Below are 24934 nucleotides of genomic sequence, written 5' to 3'. Positions count from 1 at the left end.
GAAATAGAACAAATGTTTGCATAACGCACGGCGGTGTGCTATAATGGGAGAAAACGAGACAAGATTCCTGTCCCTGTCCGGACAGGGATTCCAATTAATAAGAGGAACAGTTATGGCAGAGAAAAAAGAGTTTATCAGAATACGGGGAGCCAGGGAGAACAACCTGAAAGCACTGAATGTCGATATCCCCAGAAACCAGTTTGTTGTATTTACGGGCCTCAGCGGTTCAGGAAAGAGTTCGCTTGCGTTTGACACGATCTATGCGGAGGGCCAGCGGCGGTACATGGAGAGCCTTTCCTCCTACGCGCGCCAGTTCTTAGGACAGATGGAAAAACCGAATGTGGACAGCATCGAAGGCCTGCCGCCTGCTATTTCGATCGATCAGAAATCGACGAACCGGAACCCGCGTTCCACCGTCGGAACCGTGACGGAGATTTACGATTACTTCCGTCTTCTGTACGCGAGAATCGGTATTCCGCACTGTCCGAAGTGCGGAAAAGTCATCAGCCGCCAGTCGGTGGACCAGATGGTCGATCAGATCATGGCACTCCCGGAGCGGACGAAAATCCAGCTTCTCGCGCCGGTTGTGCGCGGCCGCAAGGGAAGACACGAAAAGGTGCTCGAACAGGCAAAACGCAGCGGCTATGTCCGCGTGATGATCGACGGCAGCCAGTATGAGCTGTCCGAGGAGATCACGCTGGATAAGAACCTGAAACACAACATTTCCATTATTGTGGACCGTCTTGTAGTCAAACCGGACATTGAGAAACGTCTGACGGATTCCGTCGAGAACGTACTGGATCTGGCGGACGGCCTTCTGGTGGTCGACACGATGGACGGAAATCAGCTCAACTTCAGCCAGAGCTTTTCCTGCCCGGACTGCGGCATCAGCATGGAGGAGATTGAGCCGAGAAGCTTTTCCTTCAACAACCCGTTCGGCGCCTGCCCGAGCTGTGCCGGCCTTGGCTACAAGATGGAGTTCGACGAGGATCTGATGATTCCGGACAAGACCGTATCCATCGCAGACGGAGCCATCACCGTGCTCGGCTGGCAGTCCTGCACGGACAAATCGAGCTATACGAGAGCCATTCTCGATGCGCTCGCAGAGGAGTACGATTTTTCCCTTTCCACTCCGTTCTGTGAATATCCGAAAAAAATCCACGATATCCTGATTTACGGAACGAACGGAAAATCCGTCAAGGTGCATTACCGCGGTCAGCGCGGCGTCGGTGTGTACGATGTGGCTTTTGAGGGGCTGATCAAAAATGTAGAGCGCCGCTACCGTGAGACCGGATCGGATTCTACAAAACAGGAATACGAAACCTTCATGCGTGTGACCCCGTGCCAGGCGTGCCATGGCCAGCGTCTGAAACCGACGTCGCTTGGTGTGACGGTCGGAGATAAAAATATTTTTGAAGTAACATCCCTTTCCATCGACAATCTGCAGAAGTTTATGCAGAACCTCGAACTCTCCGAACAGCAGCTGCTGATCGGAAAGCAGATTTTAAAAGAGATCCGTGCGCGTGTGAGCTTCCTTGCGGATGTCGGATTAAACTATCTGACCCTGGCGCGCGGAACGGCATCGCTGTCCGGCGGTGAGGCGCAGAGAATCCGTCTGGCAACGCAGATCGGCTCCGGCCTTGTCGGTGTCGCCTATATTCTCGACGAGCCGAGCATCGGTCTTCACCAGAGAGACAACGACAAACTTCTCGCGACGCTGAAACATCTGCGTGACCTCGGAAACAGCCTGATCGTCGTGGAGCACGACGAGGATACGATGCGCGCCGCTGACTGCGTTGTCGATATCGGCCCGGGAGCCGGTGAGCACGGCGGAGAGCTGGTGGCGATCGGAACAGCGGAAGATCTGATGAAAAATCCGAATTCCATCACCGGAAAATACTTAAGCGGAGAGCTGAAAATTCCGGTTCCGTCTGAGCGCAGAAAGCCGACGGGCTGGCTGAAGGTAGTCGGAGCAAAAGAGCACAATCTGAAAAATATCAACGTGAATTTCCCGCTCGGTGTCATGACCTGCGTGACCGGAGTCTCCGGATCGGGAAAGAGTTCCCTTGTCAATGAAATTCTGTACAAACGGCTGGCAAGAGATCTGAACCGTGCGCGGACGATTCCGGGTGCACACAAAGACATCATCGGTATGGAACAGCTCGATAAGGTCATCGACATCGACCAGTCCCCGATCGGAAGAACACCGCGTTCCAATCCGGCAACGTACACAGGTCTGTTCGATCAGATCCGCGACCTGTTTGCGGCAACGCAGGATGCCAAGGCGCGCGGCTACAAGAAGGGAAGATTCAGTTTTAATGTGAAGGGCGGCCGATGCGAGGCCTGCGGCGGCGACGGTATCCTGAAGATCGAAATGCACTTCCTGCCGGATGTCTATGTGCCGTGTGAGGTCTGCCATGGAAAACGGTACAACCGTGAGACACTGGAAGTAAAATACAAAGGAAAGAGCATCTACGATGTGCTGAATATGACGGTCGAGGAGGCACTGGAATTCTTCAGGCCGGTACCGTCGATTTTCCGGAAATTACAGACCCTGTACGATGTCGGCCTTTCCTACATCCGACTCGGCCAGCCGTCCACCACGCTGTCCGGTGGAGAAGCGCAGCGTATCAAGCTCGCAGCAGAGCTGAGCCGCCGCGGCACGGGAAAAACGATCTACATTCTCGACGAGCCGACGACGGGACTTCATTTTGCGGATGTCCACAAACTGGTGGAGATTCTGCACCGCCTGTCCGAGGGCGGAAATACCGTCGTTGTTATCGAACACAATCTGGATGTCATCAAGACGGCGGACTATATTATTGATATCGGACCGGAGGGCGGAGACGGCGGCGGAACCGTGATTGCGTGCGGAACGCCGGAGGAAGTGGCCAAGAGCCCGGTATCCTACACCGGAAAATATGTCGAAAAATATCTCTAAAAAATCCTTTCCATTTTAAAAGGGATTGTATATAATAAGAAGCGGGTTGGGTTCAGAACACATTCGATCCTTTTGTGTTTCGGGTGTTTTGAACCCGAACTTATTCTATACAAATTTCAAACAGATTAAAATAAAGAAAAATAAAAGAGAACAGGAAAGGGGATTACTATGGCTGCAACGACCGATATCGGAATTGATCTGGGGACGTCCAGCATCCTGGTCTATGCCAAGGGAAAAGGCATTGTATTAAAGGAGCCGTCCGTAGTTGCGTATGATAAAGATGCAGATAAAGTACGGGCAATTGGAGAAGAAGCGCGTCAGATGATTGGACGGACACCGGGCAATATTATGGCGGTCCGGCCCATGCGGCAGGGCGTGATCACGGACTTTCTGATCACCGAGCGCATGCTGCGCTACTTTATCCAGAAGGCAATGGGAAGAAGAGCATTCCGGAAACCGAGAATCAGCATCTGTGTGCCGTCCGGTGTGACGGAAGTAGAGCGGAAGGCTGTGGAGGAGGCAACGTACCAGGCGGGAGCCCGGGAAGTGCTGATCGTGCCGGAGCCGGTGGCAGCGGCAATCGGATCCGGAATTGACATTACGAAACCATGCGGAAATATGATCGTGGACATCGGCGGAGGCACGACGGATATCGCTGTGATCTCGCTTGCGGGAACCGTTGTTTCTAATTCGGTCAAGATTTCCAGTGAGACATTTGACCAGGATATCATCCGCTATGTACGGAAAACATACAACGTATTTATCGGAGAACAGACCGCAGAGGCAGTGAAAATCCGGATTGGTTCCGCTTATCCGCGGGCCGAGGAGAAAACGATGGAGATCAAGGGAAGAAACGTCATCACCGGACTTCCGGCGACGATTACGGTTTCCTCCGACGAAATCCGAGGTGCCCTTGTCCAGACGACAAACCAGATTGCGGACGCGATCTGTGCCGTGCTGGAAAAAACGCCGCCGGAACTGGCATCCGATGTTTCCGACCGCGGCATTATCCTGACCGGAGGCGGCAGTCTCCTTGCCGGAATGGACGAGCTGATCCAGGAGCGGACCGGCATTAATACCGTGACAGCAGAAAATCCGGCGAGCGTCGTTGCGCTTGGAACCGGCCAGTACCGCGAAGTGATGAATGAATTTGAAAGCCAGTTTTGATAAAAGATGAGTGAAAAAGAAAAAGTAGAAGGCTACGTAGAACACATTATTTTCCGAAATGAGGAGAACGGCTATACCGTCCTGAATCTGAGCATGAAGGGGCGCGAGCTGACATGCGTCGGCACGCTTCCGATGATCGGAGAGGGCGAGCTGATCGAGGCTTCCGGAGATTATATTGAACATGCTGCCTATGGAAAGCAGTTCCGCATTGAATCCTATGAGACAAAAGTTCCACAGGATTCTGTTGCATTGGAGCGGTATCTCGGTTCCGGTGCGATCAAAGGAGTCGGTGCGGCGCTGGCGGCAAGAATTGTGCGCCGCTTCGGTGACGATACGCTTCGGATCATCGAGGAAGAGCCGGAGCGCCTCGCGGAGGTAAAGGGAATCAGCGAGCGGAAAGCGCGTGAAATTGCACAGCAGGTGGCAGAAAAAGCCGAAATGCAGAATGCGATGATTTTCCTCTCGGGATATGGCATTGCACTGAATCTCGGTGCAAAGATTTATCAGCAGTACGGGGACAATGTGTACCGGATTTTAAAGGAAAACCCGTATAAAATGGCGGAAGATATCGCAGGCGTGGGATTTCGGACGGCGGATGAGATTGCCGGAAAAATCGGGATTGCCGTGGACAGCGAATTCCGCATCAAGAGCGGTCTTTCGTATGTGCTGAATCAGGCGACGGCAGAAGGCCATGTCTATCTGCCGGAACCGGTGCTGCTTCGGAGAGGGCAGGAACTTCTCGGCGTAGAACCGGAGCGGATGCAGAAATCTCTGCAGGATATGGCAATCGACAAAAAAGCGGTCATCCGCGAGCTCCCGGCCGAACGGGAAGGGGATGAGCCGCTGCGGATTGTGTACGCCAGCCAGTATTATTATCTGGAACTGAGTACGGCGCGCATGCTGCATGAGCTGAATATTACATGCGAGGAAGACCGTGAGGCAATCGAAAAGCGGATCGGAAAGATCGAGAAAAAATATCAGATCGAGCTGGATGAGATGCAGAAGACGGCAGTCGTTGAGGCGGCATACAGCGGTCTTATGATCCTGACCGGAGGTCCCGGAACCGGAAAAACGACGACCATCAATGCGATGATCCATTATTTTGAGGCAGAAGGCCTCGACATTTTCCTGGCAGCGCCGACCGGAAGAGCGGCGAAACGAATGACAGAGGCAACTGGCTGTGAGGCATGCACGATCCATCGTCTTCTGGAACTGACGGGAAATGTGGATGATTCCTCGGCAAATGTGCATTTTGAGCGGAACGCAGATAATCCGCTCGACGCGGATGTCATCATCATTGATGAGATGTCGATGGTTGATATCCACCTGATGCATGCCCTTCTTTCCGCGATTGTGCCGGGAACAAGGCTGATCCTGGTGGGAGACCAGAACCAGCTTCCAAGTGTCGGCCCGGGCAGTGTCCTCCGGGATCTGATCCGTTCGGAATGCTTTCCGATTGTCTGCCTGACACACATTTTCCGGCAGGCATCCCAGAGCGATATTGTTGTCAATGCACATAAGATCCATAATGGGGAAGAGGTTATACTGGACAATAAGAGCAAAGATTTCTTCTTTTTGAAACGGTACGATGTCAACGTGATCTGGAAAGTGCTGGTGACGCTGGTGTCCCAGAAACTGCCGCGTTATGTGGATGCCCGCCCGCAGGATATCCAGATTCTGACTCCGATGCGGAAAGGTGCACTCGGCGTGGAAAATCTGAATCAGATTCTGCAGAAATACCTGAACCCGCCCGCACCGGACAAAGCCGAGCGGGAAAATGGAGGTAATATCCTCCGCGAGGGCGACAAGGTCATGCAGATCCGCAACAATTACCAGATGGAGTGGGAAATCCGCGGCATCAACGGAATCGTGGCGGAGCGCGGTATGGGTGTATTCAACGGAGACCTCGGCATGATCCGGAGTATCAACCCGTATACCGAGGTGATCACCGTGGAGTTTGAGGAAGGAAAATTCGCAGACTATACGTTCAAACAGGCGGACGAGCTGGAGCTCGCCTACGCCACAACGATACATAAAGCGCAGGGAAGCGAGTACCCGGCGGTTGTGATTCCGCTGCTCGGCGGCCCGCGCATGCTGATGACGCGGAATCTTTTGTATACGGCCGTGACGAGAGCCAGAAAGTGCGTCACCATCGTCGGAAGTGATGTGACATTCCAGGCAATGATCGGAAATCATATCGAGGCGAACCGGTATACAACGCTCGCCAGAAGAATCTGGGAAATGCAGGAAGAAAACGCGTAAACACGTTTTTCCGGGGCATGGATGCGGCTGCATCCGGCAGAGTGGATAAGGGAAAGCGCAGGTTACATGAAAGAAAAAAATAAAACAGGAAACTGGCTTTTAAACGCAGTTTATCCGAGACGATGTCCCATCTGTGACGGACTGCTGTCACGTGAGGAACTGTATCTATGCCGGAATTGTGTGGAAAAGATCCATCCGATTCTGGGCGCGCGGTGCAAAAAATGCGGGAAACCCGTGGGCAGTGAGGAAGAGTTCTGCCGGGACTGCAGCAGAACGAGGCACAGCTTCGACCGCGGTTTTGCGCCGTACGGTTACCACGGGGAACTTGAGGCTTCCCTGATGCGGTTCAAATATCATGAACGGCAGGAATACGCCGGATTTTATGCTCACGCGGCGTTTTTCTATGTGGGAAAGCAGATCCAGAGAAGAAATCCGGAGGTGCTCGTTCCGGTGCCGCTTCATCCGGCAAGACAGCGGCAGCGCGGCTACAATCAGGCGGAGGTATTTGCAGAAAAGCTGGCAGAAGAAATGGAACTTCCCATGAATGCCCGCCTGATCCGCCGTGTGAAAAAAACAAAACGCCAGAAAGAGCTTGGTCCCGCCGAGCGGCGGAAAAACCTGGAGGGAGCTTTTGCATTGGCAAAGCCGGGACAGATGAAATACTGCCGGATTCTTCTGGTAGATGACATTTTCACAACGGGAAGCACGGTTGATGCCATTGCGTCACTGTTGAAAGTGAATGGAGCAGAACAGGTGGATTTTGTTTGTGCGGCAATTGTAAAATAGTGTGTGAATATTTTGAGAATAGCTTTCCAATATCGGAAACATATGGTAAAATAAACATAATTTAGAACGGGAAGAGGAGACCAAGAGGCATGTTGGACGAAAAAAGGATTCGTCAGATGACAAAACTGGCTTTTTTCGAAAAAAAAGAAGAAAAAAATGCCTTACGAATCGGCCGCTATTTTCGGAGTGATTACATCGGAAAAGAGCTTCTGAAAAATTTTTTTCTGGCTTCCATCGGATACATTCTGGTACTTGCGGTTGCAGTCTTATATCATATTGAATGGTTGGTGGACGAGATAGACACAATCGACCTGCAGTTTGCAGCAGGGTGTCTGATCGCGTCCTATCTGTGTTTTCTGGCAGTCTATTCCATTGCCGTGTATGTGATCAGCACGATCCGTTACCAGGGAGCACAGAAAAAGCTGAAATGGTATGGAAAAGAGCTGGATGACCTGCAGAACATATATGAGGAACAGGAAAAAAGCGGGAAGAAATCCGGGCGCAGGAGGAAGGAAACATGACAGTATTGATCGAACTGAAAGAAAAATTAAAAGAGTTTTACGGCTCCTGCAGCGGAATCGTACTTCCGATTGTGAAATTTCTGCTCGCTCTTGCTGTATTTCGTGGTATTAATTCCAATCTCGGCTATCTGAAGATGCTGAACAGCATGTATGTGGTATTGATTCTGTCACTGATCTGCGCCATCCTGCCATTGAATGGAATGGTTTTCCTTGCAATGCTGGTGATCATCGGCCACTGCTTTGCACTTCACATGGTAGTCGCGGGTCTTGCGGCGCTGGTTCTGCTGGTGCTCTGGTTTCTATATCTTCGCTTTGTGCCGAAGGATGCGCCGGCACTCCTTTTGACACCGCTCGCATTCTGGCTTCACGTGCCATCTGCCGTTCCGGTTGCCTATGGTCTTGCCGGCACGCCGCTCTCTGCATTTTCAGCAGCCTGCGGTGTCGTTGTCTACTATATGTGCGACATGATTCACGGAAAAATGGAGCCGCTGCTTTATGCGGCGGAAGCACCGGAGATCACGGCAGTCGTACAGGAATTTTTCAACGGCCTCTTCCGCAATGAGGAAATGCTGCTGGTTCTGATCGCCTGCGCACTGACCGTACTTCTTGTCAATGCAATCCGCCACAGCAGTGCGGACTATGCATGGCAGATTTCCATTGTGGCAGGTTCGGTTGCCTATGCGGTTATTATGATTGCCGGAAGCCTGGCACTGGACGTACAGATTGCACTCCCGATGGTTCTGATCGGGGCGGCGGCCGGCTGTCTGGTTGGATTTGTTCTGGAGTTTTTCCTGTTCGGTGCAGACTACACCCGGACAGAATACCTGGAATATGATGACGACGATTATTATTACTACGTAAAAGCCGTTCCAAAATTCAATGTGACAAAGGCACAGCGCTGTGTGACTTATATTCGGAATGAAAAGAAAAAAGAACCGGATCTGACAGACGAGGAACTCGATGCTCTGGCAAATCTTGGACATACAGAAGAATCCGGGAACAGCAGGGATCTTGATGAGATCGAGGAAAAAGAAGAAATAGAAGAAATAAACGAAACAGAAGAAATTCAGGAAGAAGAAATTCCGCCGCTGGACGAGGGCGATTATCAGGATGTGGATTATAAGAGCATGCTGGAGGACACCTTAAAGGATCTTTAAAAGAATTTTGAAAATCAGAAGAAAACCGGCCGGGGGAAAAGAAAGGAAGTGACAGTGTGCGTGGCGTGTGGAACTGGATTGTCACAAGAACGGCAGACTACGGGCTGCCAAAACAAATTGAACTGATTGATATTGTGCAGATTCTGCTCATTGCATTTTTCGTCTATCACCTGATCCGCTGGCTGCAGAATACAAAGGCCTATACGCTGATGAAAGGTATTTTTCTGATTGGTGTCTTTGTCATCATTGCAAACGTGCTGAAAATGCAGACGATTCTGTGGCTGTTCGGAAACATCGGCGGGGCGGCGATCACAGCGGTTGTAATTATCTTTCAGCCGGAGCTTCGAAGAGTGGTCGAGCAGATTGGAGAAAAGAATCCGCTGTCTGCCATTTCTTTTGCGAGCGGCCAGGAGGAAAATGAACGGTTCAGTGACAAAACCATCAATGAACTGGTAAGGGCCAGTTTTGAAATGGGAGAAGTAAAGACCGGAGCGCTGATCGTCATCGAAAAGACCATCACCCTGGAGGAATATGAAAAGACCGGAATCCCGATTGACGGCGTTCTGACCAGCCAGCTGCTGATCAATATTTTCGAACACAATACGCCGCTGCACGACGGAGCCGTGATTGTACGGAACAACCGTGTCACGGCAGCAACATGTTACCTGCCGCTGTCCGACAACATGGATCTGAACAAGAATCTTGGAACACGCCACCGTGCAGGTGTCGGCATCAGTGAGGTGACGGATTCCTTTACGATTATTGTCTCCGAGGAAACCGGAAATGTGTCGTATGCTTCCGGCGGAGAACTCCACACGGCAGTAACACCGAGCGACCTTCGGGAGCAGCTTCACAAAATCCAGAAGCTCGCGAAAAAACCGGAAGAGAAGAAAGGATGGCATATCCGCGGAATGCGTCAGAAAGTGGAGGGAGAGAAGAAATGAAAAAGAAAATTCTGAAAAAGCTTCTGAACAATCTCCCTTTGAAAATTCTTTCTATCCTGATTGCCATTGTAATCTGGTACGTTGTGGTCAGTGTGAATGACCCGATTGTGAAAGAGCGCTTTGATGTCCCCGTGCAGGTGACCAATGAAGCCTACATCGCAGCCGGAAAGAAAACATACCAGATTGCGGAGGAATACCAGACGGTCACGGTTACTGTCACGGACAACAACTCGGTTGTCAGCCGGCTGAAGGCATCGGATATCACCGTCACGGCCGATCTGACCCAGATTGTGACGATGGATACAAACCCGGTTTATGTGCCGATCAAGGCAGCGTGCTCCATGGTAAAACAGGAAAAACTGAGCACAGTGACAGCAACGATCCCTGTGGAAATCGAGGATGTGGACAGCGAAAAATTCCCGATCACAATTGACGCAGGAAATACGAAACCGGCAAAAGATTACGAAGTGGGAACGATGACTTCCGATCCGGAGAGCATCACCATTTCCGGCCCGACGTCCCTGATCAATAAGATCAGCAGTGTGGTGGCAAAAGTAGATGTAACCAATATGCGGAATTCCGGAACCGTCACGGCGGATCTGATGATTATTGATAAAAACCAGGATGAGATGCCGGAATCCCAGATGGAATTTTTGAATTTCGACAGCGGCTCCCCGCAGGTGGATGTGGATATTGAACTGTGGCGCCGTGTATCCGGTATTAAGCTGAGTGCACTGTACAGCGGAACTCCGGCAGACGGCTATCAGATTAAAAATATCTATACCACGCCGGAGGAAATCACCGTTGCCGGATCCGAGGAGGCACTTGCAAAGCTGGCGGATGAAGGCAATACGATTGAAATTCCGGAAGACTATACCTCCGTTGCAGGACAGCGCTCCGATGTGGAGACGACGGTTGACTTAAGCGATGTTCTCGCCGATGTGACAGATCTGAAAGTATCTTCCAGTTCGTCTGCATCCGTTACCGTTCACGTAACGGTTATGCCGAATGAGAGCAGGGAATTTGAACTTGATGTCGATCAGATCGAGACGGGCAATCTTCAGTCCACTTATACCGTTCTGTATGATCAGACACAGCTTGCAATCCGCATTAAAGCATCGGACAAAAATCTGGCCAAATTAGATACTTCCCAGATCAACGCATCCATAGATCTGAATGGAATGGGTGTCGGGGATTACGAGGTACCGGTAAAAATCACACTGCCGGATGGCTATGAGCTCGTAGACAGTGTCAAGACAACGATTCATATCAAAGAAAAAGCAGTAGCAAATAAAACGACAGGAACAAATTAGGAGGGAAACCAATGGTAAGCGGAAAAGTGACCGTGAAAAATCCAACCGGCCTTCATCTTCGCCCGGCCGGAACCCTGTGCAAACAGGCGATGCAGTTTAAATCATCTATTACATTCCACTACGGAGATGGAAATACAGCAAATGCAAAGAGCGTCTTAAGCGTCCTTGGCGCATGCGTCAAATGCGGAGACGAAATCGAGCTGTTCTGCGAGGGAGAGGACGAGGAGGAAGCTCTGCAGTTCCTTGTCAATTCCATCCGGACGGGACTTGGGGAAGAACTGTAAGGAGAAAGAACAATGAAGAAATATGATTATGTTCTGGTTGGCGCCGGTCTGTATTCCGGAGTGATTGCTTATCTTGCCGGTCAGACAGGGAAAAGCTGTCTTGTACTGGAACGAAGAGATCATACAGGCGGAAATATTTACTGCGAAGAAATCGATGGAATTCATGTACACAAGTATGGAGCGCATATTTTCCATACTTCGAATAAAGAGGTGTGGCAGTTTGTCAATTCGCTGGCAGAATTCAACCGTTATACAAACTCGCCGATTGCCAACTACAAAGGCGAAATTTATAATATGCCGTTCAATATGAATACCTTCAGTAAAATGTGGGGAATCCGCACACCGGAAGAGGCGAAAACAATCATCGAAGAGCAGAGAAAAGCTGTTCCGGGAGAGCCGAAAAATCTGGAAGAGCAGGCGATCAAACTGGTTGGAAAAGATATTTATAAAAAGCTGGTTAAGGGTTATACAGAAAAGCAGTGGGGAAGAGACTGCAGTGAGCTGCCGAGCTTTATCATCAAACGGCTTCCGGTGCGCTTTACGTATGACAACAACTATTTCAATGACCTTTATCAGGGAATTCCGATTGGAGGCTATAACGTTCTGACAGAGCGGCTTTTTGAAAAAGCGGATGTACAGACAGGTGTTGATTTTCTGGAAGATAAAGAAAAGTACCTGGCGATGGGTGAGACGGTGATTTACACCGGAGCGATTGATGCGTTTTACGATTATGCACTTGGCAAGCTGGAATACCGTACGGTGCGCTTTGAAACAGAAGTGCTGGATACCGACAATTATCAGGGCGTAGCTGTAGTAAACTACACCGATCGGGAGACACCGTATACGCGTGTGATCGAACACAAGCATTTCGAATTCGGAACCCAGAAAAAGACCGTCATTTCCAGAGAGTATTCCACCGACTGGAAAGAGGGGATGGAGCCGTACTACCCGGTGAATGATGCCAGAAACCAGGAACTTTATCAGAAATATGCCGCACTTGCGGAAAAAGAAGAGAAGGTTATCTTTGGCGGAAGACTTGGAGAATACAAGTATTACGATATGGACAAAGTCATTGAGGCTGCACTGAACCAGTGGGAGAAAATGCAGCGGTAGGAAAAAAACTGCAAACGGAAATCAATCAAAACGGACTGCACACTTGACAGCAGTCCGTTTTTTGACTATATTATAAACGATATCCGGCTGGAAAATACCGGAAAATAAGAAAATGAAAGAGGTCGTTATGAGAAAAGAATATGATGACGAGGATGAAATCCCGGAAAGACACCATTCCTCAGGAAAGAAAAAGAAGAAATTCGGCTGGGTTAATGTGCTCACCATCCTTCTCGTAGTTGTACTGGTTGTGCTCGTCGGTGCTTATGCTGTAATCAATCACTATTACAGCAAGAGTAACTACGTAAGCGACGATAAAATCACGATCAATAAATCCACAGAGGTTGAGACAGAAAGTACCGGGTTGACTGATGAGGAGACGGATGCCCTGCAGTCTGAGATTTTAAATGAGACACAGGACATTGAACTTCCAAACAACAGCAATGTATACAACATTCTGCTGATCGGTGTTGACCGTCGTGACAAAACGTGGTATGGAAACTCAGATTCCATGATTCTGTTATCCGTCAACAAAGATACAAAGCAGATTCACATGACATCCTTTATGCGTGACCTGTATGCAAATATTCCGGATGTCGGTGTAAAGAAGCTGAACGCAGCCTGCGCATACGGCGGCGGCCCGCTGGTTGTCCGTACCATTGAAGACAACTACAAGCTGCCGATTGATAACTACGCAAGCGTTGACTTTGATTCCATGATCGATATCATTGATGCCGTCGGCGGAATCGAGCTTTCCCCGAGTGATGATGAGGTACGTGTGGCAAACAACTATATCAACGAAATGTGCAAGCTTCGCAATGCAGATGCATCCGCACATCAGTATACGTCAAGCGGCGATCAGCACGTGGACGGTTATCAGGCGGTTGCATATGCACGAATTCGTTACGTCGGAAACTCGGATTATCAGAGAACCGAGCGCCAGAGAGAGGTATTAAGCAAAATGATGCAGGAGATGAAATCTTCCAGCGTAACAGAACTGAGCGCGCTGGCAGATACCATTCTTCCGAGTGTCACCCATAACATCGACCAGTCTACACTGATGACGCTGATCGGCGAGCTGCCGACGATCCTCTCCTATGAGATTGTACAGAGCCGTGTACCATACGATGATCTGTACTCCAGCAAGGGTGAGATGCTTGTTCCGGATTTCTCGGCAACCATTTCCAGACTTCAGACAGAAATCTACGGATCTACTACCGTAAACGAATAAAAAAGAAACAAATGAAAAACCTCCTGTATCCGGCAAGAAAACCGGAGCCGGGAGGTTTTTTCTGCCCGAAAAACCGGAAAAAACCATAAGAAATTTGTAAGGTATTTTACCGGCGGATAACTTGAAATAGATGGAAAAATGTAGTAAGCTATAAATTGTATAAGAGTAAAAAAATGGGAGGATGAATAAGAATGAAAAGAAAGTTTCTGGCCGCAGCCGTACTTGGCGTCATGGTAAGTGTTACACCAGCCGGTGCATATGCAGCTTCTACAGAAACCAGTCCATTACCGGTAAATTCGGAAAGTGATACTGTAGCTCAGGCCGAAGACGAAGAAACGACTCCGACTCCGGCGCCAACTGAGACCCCAGAGGTTACACCGAGTGAGACTCCGGCTCCAACCGAAGCACCGACCGCAACACCAACTGAGACCCCTTCCGAGACACCGACGCCGAGCGCAACTCCGGCTCCGGAAGTAAGTAATCTGAAGGAAGGCTGGAACAGCGTTGAAAAAGATGGAAAGAAACAGTTTCAGTACGGAGTTCTGGATGAGAATAATAAGGTGGTAGCTGCTACCGGACCAATAGAAATCGACGGCGTCGATTATGCGTTTGACGAAAATGGCTATATGCTGACCGGTGAAGTAGAGCTGACGGATGAAGATGGAAAAACCGGAATCTACTACTTTGAGACAGAAGGGGAAGATCCTGCAAAAGATGAACTTGGTTCGAGACAGCAGGGTATTTGTGAAGGAAAAGTATTTGCACCGGAACTGAAAAAAAATGAACTTGTTACCATCAAATTTGAGGATGGCAGTGTGGATGATTACTATGCCGATGAAGAAGGCTATGCAGTCTGGAGCACAACTCAGAAAGTAGGAGATGTAACATATCTGTTTGGCAATGATGGAACCCGCGTAAAAGAGGCAGGTTTCCAGACTGTTGTTGATGAAAACAATGTAACGCATACCTATTATCTGAATGCAGAAGACAGCACTGTATCTCTTGGAAATCACAATGCGTATCAGCAGGGAGATCGTACGGTAAGCTGGTTGACGGTTGGCTCTAACTGGTACTTAGTGGATGCGGAAACAGGGGAACTTCTTTCAGGATGGCAAAAGGTAGATACAGCAATCTACTATATGAAACCAGCTTCCTTTGATGCAAACGGAAATTTGAAAGATGGAAGTTTCGAGATGGAAACCGGTAATCAGAAAAATAAATCCGGCTGGGCACAGATTGATGGAAAATGGTACAGCTTCTGCAGCTGGGGCGGCGTACGGACAGGCTGGTTCAATTACGATGGAAATAAATATTATCTCCATGAAGACGGTCATATGGAAGACAACGCGCTGAATGTGAACGGAACCATGTATCTCTTCAAGAGCTGGGGCGGCATGTGTGTCAACGATGTTGGAAGCTATAATGGAAATTATTATTACGTTGGTGCTGACGGAGCCGTTTCGACGACAACAGGATGGAAAAAAATTAAAACCAGCACGCAGACAATCTGGTACTGGGCAACGGCAGACGGCGGAAAACTGCTGACGAATTCCTGGCTGGATTACAATGGAAACAGCTATTATCTGAAAGCCGATGGAAAAATGGCTTTTAATGAGTGGCTGGATAACACCTATTACTTCCGCAGCTGGGGTGCGGCCTACAAAAACGCATGGGCAAAAGTCAACAATGTATGGTATTATTTTGACGGAAACGGAAAGAAATATACCAGCGGCTGGCTGACCTACAAAGGAAATAAGTATTATCTGAAATCCGATGGAACCATGCTTGCCAATGAATGGCTCGATGGAAAATACTACTTCAAGAGCTGGGGTGGTATGTATAAAAACGAATGGGGCAAGTCCGGCGATACCTGGTACTGGTTTAATGCAGATGGAACCAAACGGACGCAAAAAGGCTGGTTCCTCTATGATAAAAATTATTATTATCTGGATAAAGATGGAAAAATGCTGACCGGCTGGGTTTACCATGACGGTAACTATTATTACATGAAGAGCTGGGGCGGCATGGCACATGACGAGTGGATTCTTCATGATAAGAACTGGTACTACTTCAAGAGCTGGGGCGGCATGTACCATGATCAGTGGCTGACACTGAACGGTTCTCAGTATTATTTCCGCAGCTGGGGCGGAAGATATCAGAACTGCACAGCTACGATCAATGGAAAACAGTACAAATTCGATGCTTCCGGACGCAGAATCACGGAAGGATGGGAGTACATCGGAAAATACCGCCGTTACCGCAAAGCAGACGGTTCTCTGATGGAGGATGTGACAAGCATCTTCAATCCGTCATCCAAATACATCACAGTAGACAGAACCCGCGGACGTGTCACCATTTACGGCTATAACAGTGCAACCGGTTCTTACGATACCCCGATCAAATCAATGATCTGCTCCGTAGGAAATCCAATCAGTTACACTGCAGCAGGAACATATAAAATCGGCTGGCAGTTGAAAAAGAAGCAAATGAGAGGTGAAGATTATGTGTGCTGGGCACCATATGTATCACAGATTTATGACGCTGTTTACTTCCATGGCGTAGCAAGCAGCACACCGGATCTGAATATGATCTCTGCCGTAGACTTCAATTCCCTGGGATCACCGATGTCACATGGTTGTGTCAGACTGACTGCAATCGATGCAAAATGGATTTATGATAACGTCAGCAGCGGAACAACGGTCCGCATTGGCGACAATCTGGATTATCCGCTGACAAACCCGACCCGTTATACCTGGACAGGCGGTGCTTTCGGAAGCGATCCGACATATCGATAAAAAATAGAACAGGAATACCTGTATGAGAAAATCCATCGGGGCAGCAGTGCCGCCGATGGATTTTCTGATAAGAAGACATCGGCCATTTTACAGGAAAGGAAGACAGATACGATGGAATTACAGGAAAAGAAAAAGAACCGGACAGAACAGAAAACAGATATGCAGAATAAGGAAAAGGCATTGCTTACCCAACTTGACGAGATTGCAAAACAGGATCTCTGTCTGGCATTCTCCGGCGGTGTGGACAGCAGTCTGCTGCTGAAGCTTGTCATGGATGCATCTGCAAAATATGGAACAAAGGTTTATGCAGTAACCTTTCAGACACGGCTGCATCCGCCCTGCGACCTGGAGACAGCGACAAGAGTAGCAAAGGAGGTTGGCGCTGTTCATGAGGTCCTTTTTGTTGATGAGCTGGAGCAGGAGGCAATCCGTTACAATCCGGAAAACCGCTGCTATCTCTGTAAGCACTATCTATTTGGGAAACTTCTGGAATTTGCCCGCGATCACGGTGTCACCCAGGTACTCGACGGAACAAATGAGGATGACCTTCATGTCTACCGGCCGGGGCGAAAAGCGCTGAGAGAATATGGTGTCATCAGCCCGCTTGCAGCGTGTCATGTGACAAAAACAGAGGTAAAAGCACTTGCTGCAAAGTACGGCGTTTCCGTAGCACACCGTCCATCCACTCCATGTATGGCGACACGCCTTCCCTACGGGGCAGAAATTAACTATGACGTTCTGGATCGGATTGCGGACGGCGAAGCATGGCTTCATACGCTGTTCGGTGCGGAAGAGAATCTCCGTCTGCGTGTACATGGCGATGTGGTGCGTCTTGAAATCTCACCGGAGCGTATGGGGGAAGTGCTTGAGAAGAGAGAAGAAATGATTGCATATCTGAAAAAGCTCGGCTTTTCTTACCTGACGATGGATCTGGAAGGGTTCCGTTCCGGCAGTATGGATGAGAAAATAACACAGAAAGAGGAAACAAAATGAAAGCAATTTTAAGTGCGGACCGCAAATGGGGTCTGGGATATCAGGGACGGCTGCTGGTAAGTATTCCGTCTGATCTGCGGTTCTTCCGTGAAACTACGATGGGACACGTTGTCGTGATGGGAAGAAAGACACTTGCTACACTACCGGCAGGGCAGCCCTTAAAAGGCAGAACGAATATTATTTTAAGCCGTGATCCGGAATGGACTGTCCGCGGCGCAACCGTTGTCCACAGTATCAAAGAGCTGATGGAAGTATTAAAGCCGTATGAGGACGACGATATTTATGTTGCGGGCGGCGGAGAAATTTACCGTCAGCTTCTCCCATACTGTGATACGGCATACGTCACACGAATTGACATGACGTATCAGGCGGATACCTTCTTTGAGGATCTTGACGAATCACCGGATTGGGAGATGGTAGAAGAGGGCGATGAGCAGACCTGCTTTGATATTGAATTTTATTTCACGGAATACCGAAGAAAGAATGAAAAGGCAGAACGCCCGAGATAAGGGTAAGACAGGACGTAAAAAACGGAGAAACCACAGAAAAAGCGGTTTCTCCGTTTTTTTTCATATAGGATACAAAAAGTATCAGTGCTGTCCGCCTGCAGAAAGCTCCAGCATTTTTTTCTTAATATCATTTTCGAGCTGTACCAGCTCAACTTCAGCGGCGGCACGTTTCTGGCGGCCGTCCTCCTGAATCTTCATCACTTCATCGAGGGTAGAGATCAGGCTCTGGTTCGTCTGTTTTAAGGTTTCCATATCGACGATACCGCGCTCAGATTCTTTTGCAGTCTCGATCGTTGCCATCTTCAGATTCTCCGCATTCTTTTTCAGAAGCTCATTTGTCATATCCGAAACCTGGCGCTGTGCTTTGGCAGCCTCAGTCGAGTGATGAACGCCGAGTGCAATGATCATCTGGTTTTTCCAGAGCGGAATGGTGTTGACGAGTGTGGATTGGATCTTTTCGGCCATTACAGAATCGCTGTTCTGAAGCATGCGGATCTGCGGCGCTGTCTGGATCGAAACCATACGGGTCAGTTCCAGATCATACAGTTTCTTCTCAAATCGGTTGCAGAGATCTTCGAGATCCTTGGCAGCCTGTGCATCTTCGGCCTTTCCGGTCATCTGCGCTTTATTCTGCAGATCACGGAGTTCTGTGGAACGTACCAGCTCCAGCTTTTTCTTTCCAGCGAGAATGTACATGGTCAGCTCTTTAAAATAATTCAGGTTCTGTGCATACATCTGATCCAGAATGGCAATGTCTTTCAGAAGCTGCCGCTGGTGGCCGTCGAGCACGTCACAGATTTTATTGACATTCACCTCTGCCTTGTCATACTTCGCTTTCATTGCATTGATTTTGTTCGTGCTTTTCTTAAAGAAAGAGAATGGTCCCTTTTCTTCTTCTGCGTCAAACGTTTTCAGCTCTGTCACAACAGAGGTGAGCAGATCGCCGATTTCCCCGAGATCTTTGCTTCTGACGTTCTCCAGCGTTTTCTCGGAGAAGTCTGCCATTTTCTTCTGTGCACCGGCACCGTACTGCAGAATGCCGTTTGTATTGGCAAGATCAATCTGGGAAACAAAGGCATCCACCATGGCTTTCTGTTCGTCGGACAGAACAGAATCATCCATGACCTCTTTCTTTTCTTCCGGCTGCTGTACCGGAAGTTCCGGTTCCGGCTCCGGAGTGCCGAAACTTAAGCTTGGAATTTCAGTGGTGTCCTTTACAAAATCATTCATGTTTTCTATTCTCCTTTTCTTCGGTACGGAAACGTAACCGGTGATTTGATTTCAATTGTATAGCTTTGAATAGTTACATGTGAAGCGGCTCAATATCCTGCGTTGACGGACCTGCCTGATTTGTCAGTCCCTCCTGCGCCAGCATCGTCTGCAGAACAGAGATATCAGAAGAAATATCCCATGCCGTTGTCTGGAACAGATCATCAAGCAGCTTTTCGAATGCGGCATTGATGGTATCCAGTGTGTCCTCGATTTCCTTCTTGGTTCGGAGGATATTGTCGCTTTGAATTGGTTCGTTCTCAAAGGAACGGTAAGCGTCGAGCAGCTTCCAGGTTGTCGGCATATAGTAATCCATAAATTTCCGCAGGGCGGCGGCTTCTTTTGGGCGCTTTTTTGCCTCCTCGAGAATCCGGGTAACAACCGTTTCGAGACGGCTCAGCTTGGCTGTGATGACTTCACCCGGCAGATCCAGGTTGCACTGATGGATCTTCTGAATATACGATTCACATTCTTCCAGCATCTGCTGGTATTCCGGCGTTACACCGGAGGCCTCCAGCTGTTCACGTGCTTTCTGCTCAGCAATCTGCTGTTCCTTCTGGCTGGCGAGCATTGCGCGGTACTGGTCGTAGCAGTCATTTGTTACCATCAGACAGGTACCATTCTCGTCGAGGTGGCCCTGGCGCAGCATGGATTTATCAATCATGGTCGTAATATCGGTCAGAAGCTCACCTTTCTCACAGTGCATACTGTCGCAGAGTTCTTTCGTGGAAATATATTCCTTTGTGCCGATCAGCGTACAGATCTGGCGGAAATGGCGGACCAGACGCCGGTTTTTACTTCCCTTTTTCAGAAGAATGCCGCCGCCGATGGTAAATGCGGCAAAAATAAGAGAAGGAATCAGCGCGCTGTTGTCTGGACCTGCAAATAAGGAATAGAGACTAAGCGCTGTGCAGCAGCCGAACAGTCCGGTGACACCCCAGCCGGCGGCCGTCTGAAATCCGCCGACAAGTGCAAGATCGGTGGATGGCATAAAGCGCTCGCGCAGTACACGGCGTTCTTGTATGCGGCTGTTCCATTCCGTATTCTGGGAGGTCTGCCAGGTATGGGAAGGTTTGGGAACCGGGTTCGCGCTCTTACCCGGCATCGTGCCTCCCGGCCCGTAGGAATAGTGATGCGGTCCGGTCTGCTGCGCTGTATTATTATGGGAAGAATGCTGGCTGCTGTAGGAAGTATCTGCGGAATAGCCGCGGGACGGCTCCTGTGTGCCATTTGCACGGAATGGTCCCTTCCGGTTTGGGTAGACAAACTGGTTGATGGTGTCTGAAATCTTCCGGTTTAATTCCTGAAAATCCTGAGAATTTACAGCGTTATCCACAAGCTTTCCAATACTGTCGCCGACATCCTTTAAATCATCTTCAAAACTCATGACAGTTCCTTTCTGATGAGGTACTTTTTCTGTGTACCGTTTTCCATTTATTATACAATGCGATTGGAAATCTTACAAGCATACAGTGCTTAATTTTCTATGAAGCTGGAGCTGACGGGAATGGTTACAGTTCACAGGAAATGATTTTGTTTTTGGATGAGTTGAAAGAAAGCAGTAACTATTATATACTAAAGAATATCGAATGTCAGAAAAAATCAAATCAGAATAAAGGGGCCGCAATACTAAATGAATAAAAACGAAATTATCCAGATACAGGGAATGGAATATAAAGAAATGACAAAACAGCTTTTGAACGAATGTGCCTTAGCTACGCTCATTCCTTCGAGGGTCAGTCTCATCGGTATTAAGCCAAATCTGGTAGCACCTGTCCCAGCGGAGTTTGGAGGGACGACACATCCGGAGGTGGTTGCGGGGATCATCGAATATCTTCAGGAAAACGGATTTACCAACCTTCAAATCATGGAAGGTTCCTGGGTCGGGGATAAGACAGAGGAATCGTTTGAGGTCTGTGGATACCGTATGCTTTCGGAACAGTACGGCGTTCCGCTTATCGATGCGCAGAAGGAAAAAAGCATGCCGGTGCAGTGTGGTGATATGGAACTTCAAATTTGCGAATGTGCGAAAAAGGTGGATTTTATGATCAATGTCCCGGTCATGAAAGGCCATTGCCAGACTAAAATTACCTGCGCACTGAAAAACATGAAAGGTCTCTTGCCGAATAAAGAAAAACGTCATTTTCATGCCATGGGACTTCATCGGCCAATTGCGCATCTGGGGCTTGGGATTCATCAGGATTTTATTTTGGTGGATAATATCTGCGGAGACCTTGACTTTGAGGATGGCGGTAATCCGTTTATTATGAATCGCCTTTTCGCTGGGTTAGATCCGGTGTTGATCGATGCATATGTCTGCGCGGAACTGCATTATAAGCCAGAAGATGTCCCGTATGTCAAAATGGCAGAAGAGTTGGGCGTGGGCAGCGCTGATCTCACACGGCTTTCAATCCGCCAAATTGGCGAAATTGGTGAAAAAAGAGTGATTCCGGAAAAACGGAAGATCGTGGAACTGCAGGATGCCGTAGAGGAAGTTGAGTCCTGCAGTGCCTGCTACGGCTATCTGATCCCGGCGCTCGACCGGCTGAAGGAGGAAGGACTGCTGCAGGAACTCCACGAAAAAATCTGCATCGGGCAGGGATACCGGGGAAAGAGCGGGGCGCTTGGTGTGGGAAGTTGTACTTCAGGGTTTAAATACAATCTGAAAGGCTGCCCACCGACCGATGAGCAGATGTATGAATTTTTGAAGCAGTACATTGCAGCTAGACGAAAAACAGAAGCAGAAAAATAGCAACAGAGGAGAGAGCGAATGAAAAAAGCAGTCAAAGCCATTTTAAATGTATTGTCCTACGGCGGAATTGAAGTAGAATCCGCCCGTCGGCTTGCCGATATCAAGAAGCTGGATCCGATCCGTATTTTTCTGCGAAAATTGGATATGGAAATATATAATGGGGACTACAAGGTTCCGATTCGGCTGTTCTTCCCGGATGAAAAAATGGAGGAGCATGGTGCAAAAGAAGCGATTCTGTTCTTCCATGGCGGCGGCTGGACAACCGAGAGTGTGGAGACATACGACCGTGTCTGCGCGCGCATGGCGCAGTCGACGGGGCAGATTGTTGTATCGGTAGAATACCGTCTTGCACCGGAGCATCGTTTCCCGACAGGCTTAGAAGACTGCTACGCCGCCGCCCAGGCAATGCTGCGCGGGGAGATTCTGCCGGAGGTAACGCCGGAAAATGTCACGATCATGGGCGACAGCGCAGGAGGAAATCTTGCGGCTGCGGTCTGCCTGATGGCGAGGGACAAAAAAGAACTGCTGCCGGGGAAACAGATTTTGATTTATCCGGCGGTGAATTCCTGTTACACAGAGAAATCACCGTACAAATCCGTGAAAACCAATGGAACCGGATACCTTCTGACCAGTGTCAAAATGGAAGATTATGTAATTCTGTATCAGCGGACCGAAGAAGACCGCAAAAATCCGTACTTTGCACCGGTACTGGCAGAAAATCTGCAGGGACTGCCGGATACGCTGGTACTGACGGCGCAGTACGATCCGCTGCGTGATGAGGGCGAGGATTATGCGAAAAAGCTGAAAAAGGCTGGCAATCTGGTTGAACATCATCGGATCAAGGGCGCATTGCACGGCTATTTTGCGCTTGGCATTGAACACCTATATGTGCAGGAAAGTTTTCAGTATATGAATGCATTTTTAAGGAAAGAAAAACAGCAGAAAAATGCAGACGAAGAACTGGAAAACATAGCAGCAGTGAAGAAACAATTGACACACGGGAAGGCGTAAGGAGGCATAGAAAATGAAGAAAGAACATTCTTCGCGCTGGAGAAAGCTGGACAACGCGGCACAGGCATTTCCGGCGGCCACCGGAAAAAAGGATACGAGAGTCTTCCGGTTTTACTGCCAGCTGAAAGAGGACATCCAGGCGGATCTGCTGCAGAAAGCGCTGGAGCAGACAATGGAGCATTACCCGGTGTTTTCCATGGTACTGCGGAAAGGTCTTTTCTGGTTTTATCTGGAGCAGCGCGATCTGCCAGCAAAAGTAGAAGAGGAAAAGCGTCCGCCGTGCAGTGAGATTTACGTACCCGACCACAAAACGCTTCTTTTCCAGGTTTCTTACTATAAAACCCGAATCAATTTCGAAGTATTCCATGCCCTGACAGACGGCACCGGTGCGATGCTGTTTCTGAAAGAACTGGTGAGCAATTATCTGATCCTGCGCCATCCAGAGGAAACATTTTCCAAGGTCAGAGAAGATATGCTGACGGAAACGGATTTCGAGGAGGACAGCTTTTCCCAGTATTACACCGGAAAGAAAAATGAAAAAGAAAAAAGCCGCCCGGCATACCAGATCAAAGGCGAGTATCTGGAGCAGGAGGAGATGGAAATTACTGAGATTCTGCTTTCCGCGGAAGCAGTTCATAAGTGCGCAAAAGCACATGGCGTGTCGGTGACGGCGTACCTTGCGGCGGCGCTGGTATATGCGGTATATGAAGAAATCCCGAAAAGCAGGCTGAAAAAGCCGGTTTCTCTGATGGTTCCAGCCAATCTCCGCAACTTTTTCCCATCCGCATCGATGACGAATTTCTGGAGCTGGATCGAGATTGCCTGTGATCTTGGGCCGGAGGCATCGTTTGAGGATGCCCTGCAGATCACGGGAGCCGCGATGCAGAAAGAGGCGCTGAAGCAGGAGATTTCCACACGTATGAACGATCTGGTGCGGATTGAGCGGAATCCGGTGCTGCGCGCCGTGCCGCTGGAAATCAAAAATCTGGCGCTGATGGCGGGCACGACGCTCGGCGGACGAAGCATTACGACCGTCTATTCCAATATCGGCCGGATTCAGATGCCGCCGGAGTATGAAACATATATTGAGCGGTTCGGATTTTTCACCAGCACCGACAAAGTACAGATGTGTTCCTGTTCCTACGGTGACAGCATGGTGCTTGGAATCACATCTAAAATCGCTGATTCCAATATTGAACGGAACCTGATGCATCTGCTGCAGAAAGAGGGCATCGCCTGTGAACAGGAGGAAAATGATTTTCCGGGACAGAAAGAACAGCCGCACGGGACGGCCAAACTGGGATTGAAAATTTTTTCTTTCACCTGCATCGCGGCTGTCGTACTCTGCTGGATGATGAATTTCCTTGCAACGCCGCAGATGTGGTGGGCAGGTTATGCGACAGCGGGTGTGTTCTGCGCCTGGCTTCTGATCCGGGTGGGATATCAGAAACGGAAAAATCCACTCAAAAACAGTATGTGGCAATTGATCTTTATTATGATCGGTGCGATTCTGTGGGATTATGCGACGGGCTGGATCGGCTGGTCTGTCGATTTCGCAATTCCGCTCGCCGTTCTTATGAATGGCGCGACGATGCAGATTCTGGCAAGAGCGTACAAAATGGAGGTCAGTGAATATCTTTTTTATCTGATGCAGTCCGGAGCAGCAGGAATCGTTCCGGCGATTTTGTGGCTGACGGGAACTGTCCGCATTACCTGGCCGTCCGTGATCTGCGTGGGCCTTAGTGTGCTGTATCTGATCGGGCTGTTTTTTTTCCGCGGAAAAGATTTTATGCGGGAAATGCAGAAAAAATTCCGGGTATGAAGGGAAAAGGTGATAGAAAAAATAAGAAGAGCAGGTAAGAAAAGTGGATGTTGGTCCCTTTTCTTAC

At 49.1% G+C, this 24934-nt stretch carries 19 protein-coding genes; 17 read left to right on the top strand and 2 right to left on the bottom strand.

Annotation, left to right across the window (positions count from 1 at the left end; genetic code table 11):
* Positions 1-112: 112 nt before the first annotated feature.
* The 14 genes from uvrA to DW642_RS05180 all read left to right on the top strand — a co-directional run bounded on the left by uvrA (position 113) and on the right by DW642_RS05180 (position 18013).
* Positions 113-2941, top strand: a complete 2829-nt coding sequence (gene uvrA, locus DW642_RS05245; protein WP_117509506.1) for an excinuclease ABC subunit UvrA — start codon at positions 113-115, stop codon at positions 2939-2941.
* Positions 2942-3109: 168 nt separating this feature from the next.
* Complete coding sequence (locus tag DW642_RS05240) at positions 3110-4108, top strand: rod shape-determining protein (protein WP_117509505.1); 999 nt, start codon at positions 3110-3112, stop codon at positions 4106-4108.
* 6 nt (positions 4109-4114) lie between these two features.
* Positions 4115-6370: an SF1B family DNA helicase RecD2 gene (recD2, locus tag DW642_RS05235; RefSeq protein WP_117509504.1), complete on the top strand. Its 2256-nt coding sequence runs from the start codon at positions 4115-4117 to the stop codon at positions 6368-6370.
* Between the two features lie 66 nt (positions 6371-6436).
* Positions 6437-7156, top strand: a complete 720-nt coding sequence (locus DW642_RS05230) for a ComF family protein (protein ID WP_158554980.1) — start codon at positions 6437-6439, stop codon at positions 7154-7156.
* Positions 7157-7245: 89 nt separating this feature from the next.
* Positions 7246-7677 (top strand): hypothetical protein, encoded by a 432-nt coding sequence (locus DW642_RS05225; protein ID WP_117509502.1) that lies wholly within the window; start codon positions 7246-7248, stop codon positions 7675-7677.
* Positions 7674-8834: a hypothetical protein gene (locus DW642_RS05220; RefSeq protein WP_117509501.1), complete on the top strand. Its 1161-nt coding sequence runs from the start codon at positions 7674-7676 to the stop codon at positions 8832-8834. Before DW642_RS05225 ends, DW642_RS05220 begins: the two co-directional genes overlap by 4 nt.
* Before the next feature lie 56 nt (positions 8835-8890).
* Positions 8891-9778 (top strand): diadenylate cyclase CdaA, encoded by an 888-nt coding sequence (cdaA, locus tag DW642_RS05215; protein WP_330410111.1) that lies wholly within the window; start codon positions 8891-8893, stop codon positions 9776-9778.
* Positions 9775-11091, top strand: a complete 1317-nt coding sequence (locus tag DW642_RS05210; RefSeq protein ID WP_158554979.1) for a CdaR family protein — start codon at positions 9775-9777, stop codon at positions 11089-11091. The genes cdaA and DW642_RS05210 overlap by 4 nt, the downstream gene beginning before the upstream one ends.
* 11 nt (positions 11092-11102) lie before the next feature.
* Positions 11103-11375 carry an HPr family phosphocarrier protein gene (locus DW642_RS05205; protein ID WP_022462230.1) on the top strand — a complete coding sequence of 91 codons (273 nt, stop codon included), beginning with the start codon at positions 11103-11105 and terminating at the stop codon, positions 11373-11375.
* Between the two features lie 12 nt (positions 11376-11387).
* Positions 11388-12488: a UDP-galactopyranose mutase gene (gene glf, locus DW642_RS05200; protein ID WP_117509499.1), complete on the top strand. Its 1101-nt coding sequence runs from the start codon at positions 11388-11390 to the stop codon at positions 12486-12488.
* A gap of 127 nt (positions 12489-12615) precedes the next feature.
* Positions 12616-13716, top strand: a complete 1101-nt coding sequence (locus tag DW642_RS05195; RefSeq protein ID WP_158554978.1) for an LCP family protein — start codon at positions 12616-12618, stop codon at positions 13714-13716.
* Positions 13717-13907: 191 nt separating this feature from the next.
* Entirely contained in the window at positions 13908-16511 is a 2604-nt protein-coding gene (locus DW642_RS05190; RefSeq protein WP_117509497.1) for a L,D-transpeptidase family protein, read from the top strand.
* Positions 16512-16622: 111 nt separating this feature from the next.
* Positions 16623-17504, top strand: coding sequence for an ATP-dependent sacrificial sulfur transferase LarE (gene larE / locus DW642_RS05185; protein ID WP_330410110.1), 882 nt, complete (start codon positions 16623-16625; stop codon positions 17502-17504).
* On the top strand, positions 17501-18013 hold the full coding sequence (locus tag DW642_RS05180; protein ID WP_055218639.1) for a dihydrofolate reductase: 513 nt from the start codon (positions 17501-17503) through the stop codon (positions 18011-18013). Before larE ends, DW642_RS05180 begins: the two co-directional genes overlap by 4 nt.
* 81 nt (positions 18014-18094) lie before the next feature.
* On the opposite strand, the gene DW642_RS05175 is transcribed toward DW642_RS05180, so the two are convergent.
* Together DW642_RS05175 and DW642_RS05170 are read right to left on the bottom strand one after the other, a co-directional pair.
* A complete protein-coding gene (locus DW642_RS05175; RefSeq protein ID WP_117509496.1) occupies positions 18095-19243 on the bottom strand; it encodes a toxic anion resistance protein in 1149 nt (382 codons plus the stop codon).
* A gap of 73 nt (positions 19244-19316) precedes the next feature.
* The gene (locus tag DW642_RS05170; protein WP_117509495.1) at positions 19317-20669 is read right to left on the bottom strand and encodes a 5-bromo-4-chloroindolyl phosphate hydrolysis family protein; all 1353 of its coding nucleotides are present in this window, start codon (positions 20667-20669) and stop codon (positions 19317-19319) included.
* 246 nt (positions 20670-20915) lie between these two features.
* On the opposite strand from DW642_RS05170, the gene DW642_RS05165 reads away from it, so the two are divergent.
* Genes DW642_RS05165 through DW642_RS05155 form a run of 3 tightly spaced genes read left to right on the top strand, consistent with a single transcriptional unit; the run spans position 20916 to position 24867 of the window.
* Positions 20916-22034, top strand: a complete 1119-nt coding sequence (locus DW642_RS05165; protein WP_117509494.1) for a DUF362 domain-containing protein — start codon at positions 20916-20918, stop codon at positions 22032-22034.
* A gap of 18 nt (positions 22035-22052) precedes the next feature.
* The gene (locus tag DW642_RS05160; RefSeq protein ID WP_117509493.1) at positions 22053-23045 is read left to right on the top strand and encodes an alpha/beta hydrolase; all 993 of its coding nucleotides are present in this window, start codon (positions 22053-22055) and stop codon (positions 23043-23045) included.
* A 13-nt stretch (positions 23046-23058) separates the two neighbouring features.
* The gene (locus tag DW642_RS05155) at positions 23059-24867 is read left to right on the top strand and encodes a DUF6320 domain-containing protein (protein ID WP_117509492.1); all 1809 of its coding nucleotides are present in this window, start codon (positions 23059-23061) and stop codon (positions 24865-24867) included.
* Positions 24868-24934: the final 67 nt, after the last annotated feature.

The sequence above is a fragment of the Blautia sp. AM23-13AC genome (assembly GCF_003435675.1).
Classification (GTDB): domain Bacteria; phylum Bacillota; class Clostridia; order Lachnospirales; family Lachnospiraceae; genus Fusicatenibacter; species Fusicatenibacter saccharivorans.
The sequence above is the reverse complement of the archived record's forward strand: the minus strand, read 5'-3'. Positions and strand labels throughout refer to the sequence as shown.

Bases quoted from the DNA above. Each gene is read 5' to 3' on its own strand.
- uvrA (WP_117509506.1), top strand. From the start codon at position 113: ATGGCAGAGAAAAAAGAGTTTATCAGAATACGGGGAGCCAGGGAGAAC.
- DW642_RS05240 (WP_117509505.1), top strand. From the start codon at position 3,110: ATGGCTGCAACGACCGATATCGGAATTGATCTGGGGACGTCCAGCATC.
- recD2 (WP_117509504.1), top strand. From the start codon at position 4,115: ATGAGTGAAAAAGAAAAAGTAGAAGGCTACGTAGAACACATTATTTTC.
- DW642_RS05230 (WP_158554980.1), top strand. From the start codon at position 6,437: ATGAAAGAAAAAAATAAAACAGGAAACTGGCTTTTAAACGCAGTTTAT.
- DW642_RS05225 (WP_117509502.1), top strand. From the start codon at position 7,246: ATGTTGGACGAAAAAAGGATTCGTCAGATGACAAAACTGGCTTTTTTC.
- DW642_RS05220 (WP_117509501.1), top strand. From the start codon at position 7,674: ATGACAGTATTGATCGAACTGAAAGAAAAATTAAAAGAGTTTTACGGC.
- DW642_RS05210 (WP_158554979.1), top strand. From the start codon at position 9,775: ATGAAAAAGAAAATTCTGAAAAAGCTTCTGAACAATCTCCCTTTGAAA.
- DW642_RS05205 (WP_022462230.1), top strand. From the start codon at position 11,103: ATGGTAAGCGGAAAAGTGACCGTGAAAAATCCAACCGGCCTTCATCTT.
- glf (WP_117509499.1), top strand. From the start codon at position 11,388: ATGAAGAAATATGATTATGTTCTGGTTGGCGCCGGTCTGTATTCCGGA.
- DW642_RS05195 (WP_158554978.1), top strand. From the start codon at position 12,616: ATGAGAAAAGAATATGATGACGAGGATGAAATCCCGGAAAGACACCAT.
- DW642_RS05190 (WP_117509497.1), top strand. From the start codon at position 13,908: ATGAAAAGAAAGTTTCTGGCCGCAGCCGTACTTGGCGTCATGGTAAGT.
- larE (WP_330410110.1), top strand. From the start codon at position 16,623: ATGGAATTACAGGAAAAGAAAAAGAACCGGACAGAACAGAAAACAGAT.
- DW642_RS05180 (WP_055218639.1), top strand. From the start codon at position 17,501: ATGAAAGCAATTTTAAGTGCGGACCGCAAATGGGGTCTGGGATATCAG.
- DW642_RS05175 (WP_117509496.1), bottom strand. From the start codon at position 19,243: ATGAATGATTTTGTAAAGGACACCACTGAAATTCCAAGCTTAAGTTTC.
- DW642_RS05170 (WP_117509495.1), bottom strand. From the start codon at position 20,669: ATGAGTTTTGAAGATGATTTAAAGGATGTCGGCGACAGTATTGGAAAG.
- DW642_RS05165 (WP_117509494.1), top strand. From the start codon at position 20,916: ATGAATAAAAACGAAATTATCCAGATACAGGGAATGGAATATAAAGAA.
- DW642_RS05160 (WP_117509493.1), top strand. From the start codon at position 22,053: ATGAAAAAAGCAGTCAAAGCCATTTTAAATGTATTGTCCTACGGCGGA.
- DW642_RS05155 (WP_117509492.1), top strand. From the start codon at position 23,059: ATGAAGAAAGAACATTCTTCGCGCTGGAGAAAGCTGGACAACGCGGCA.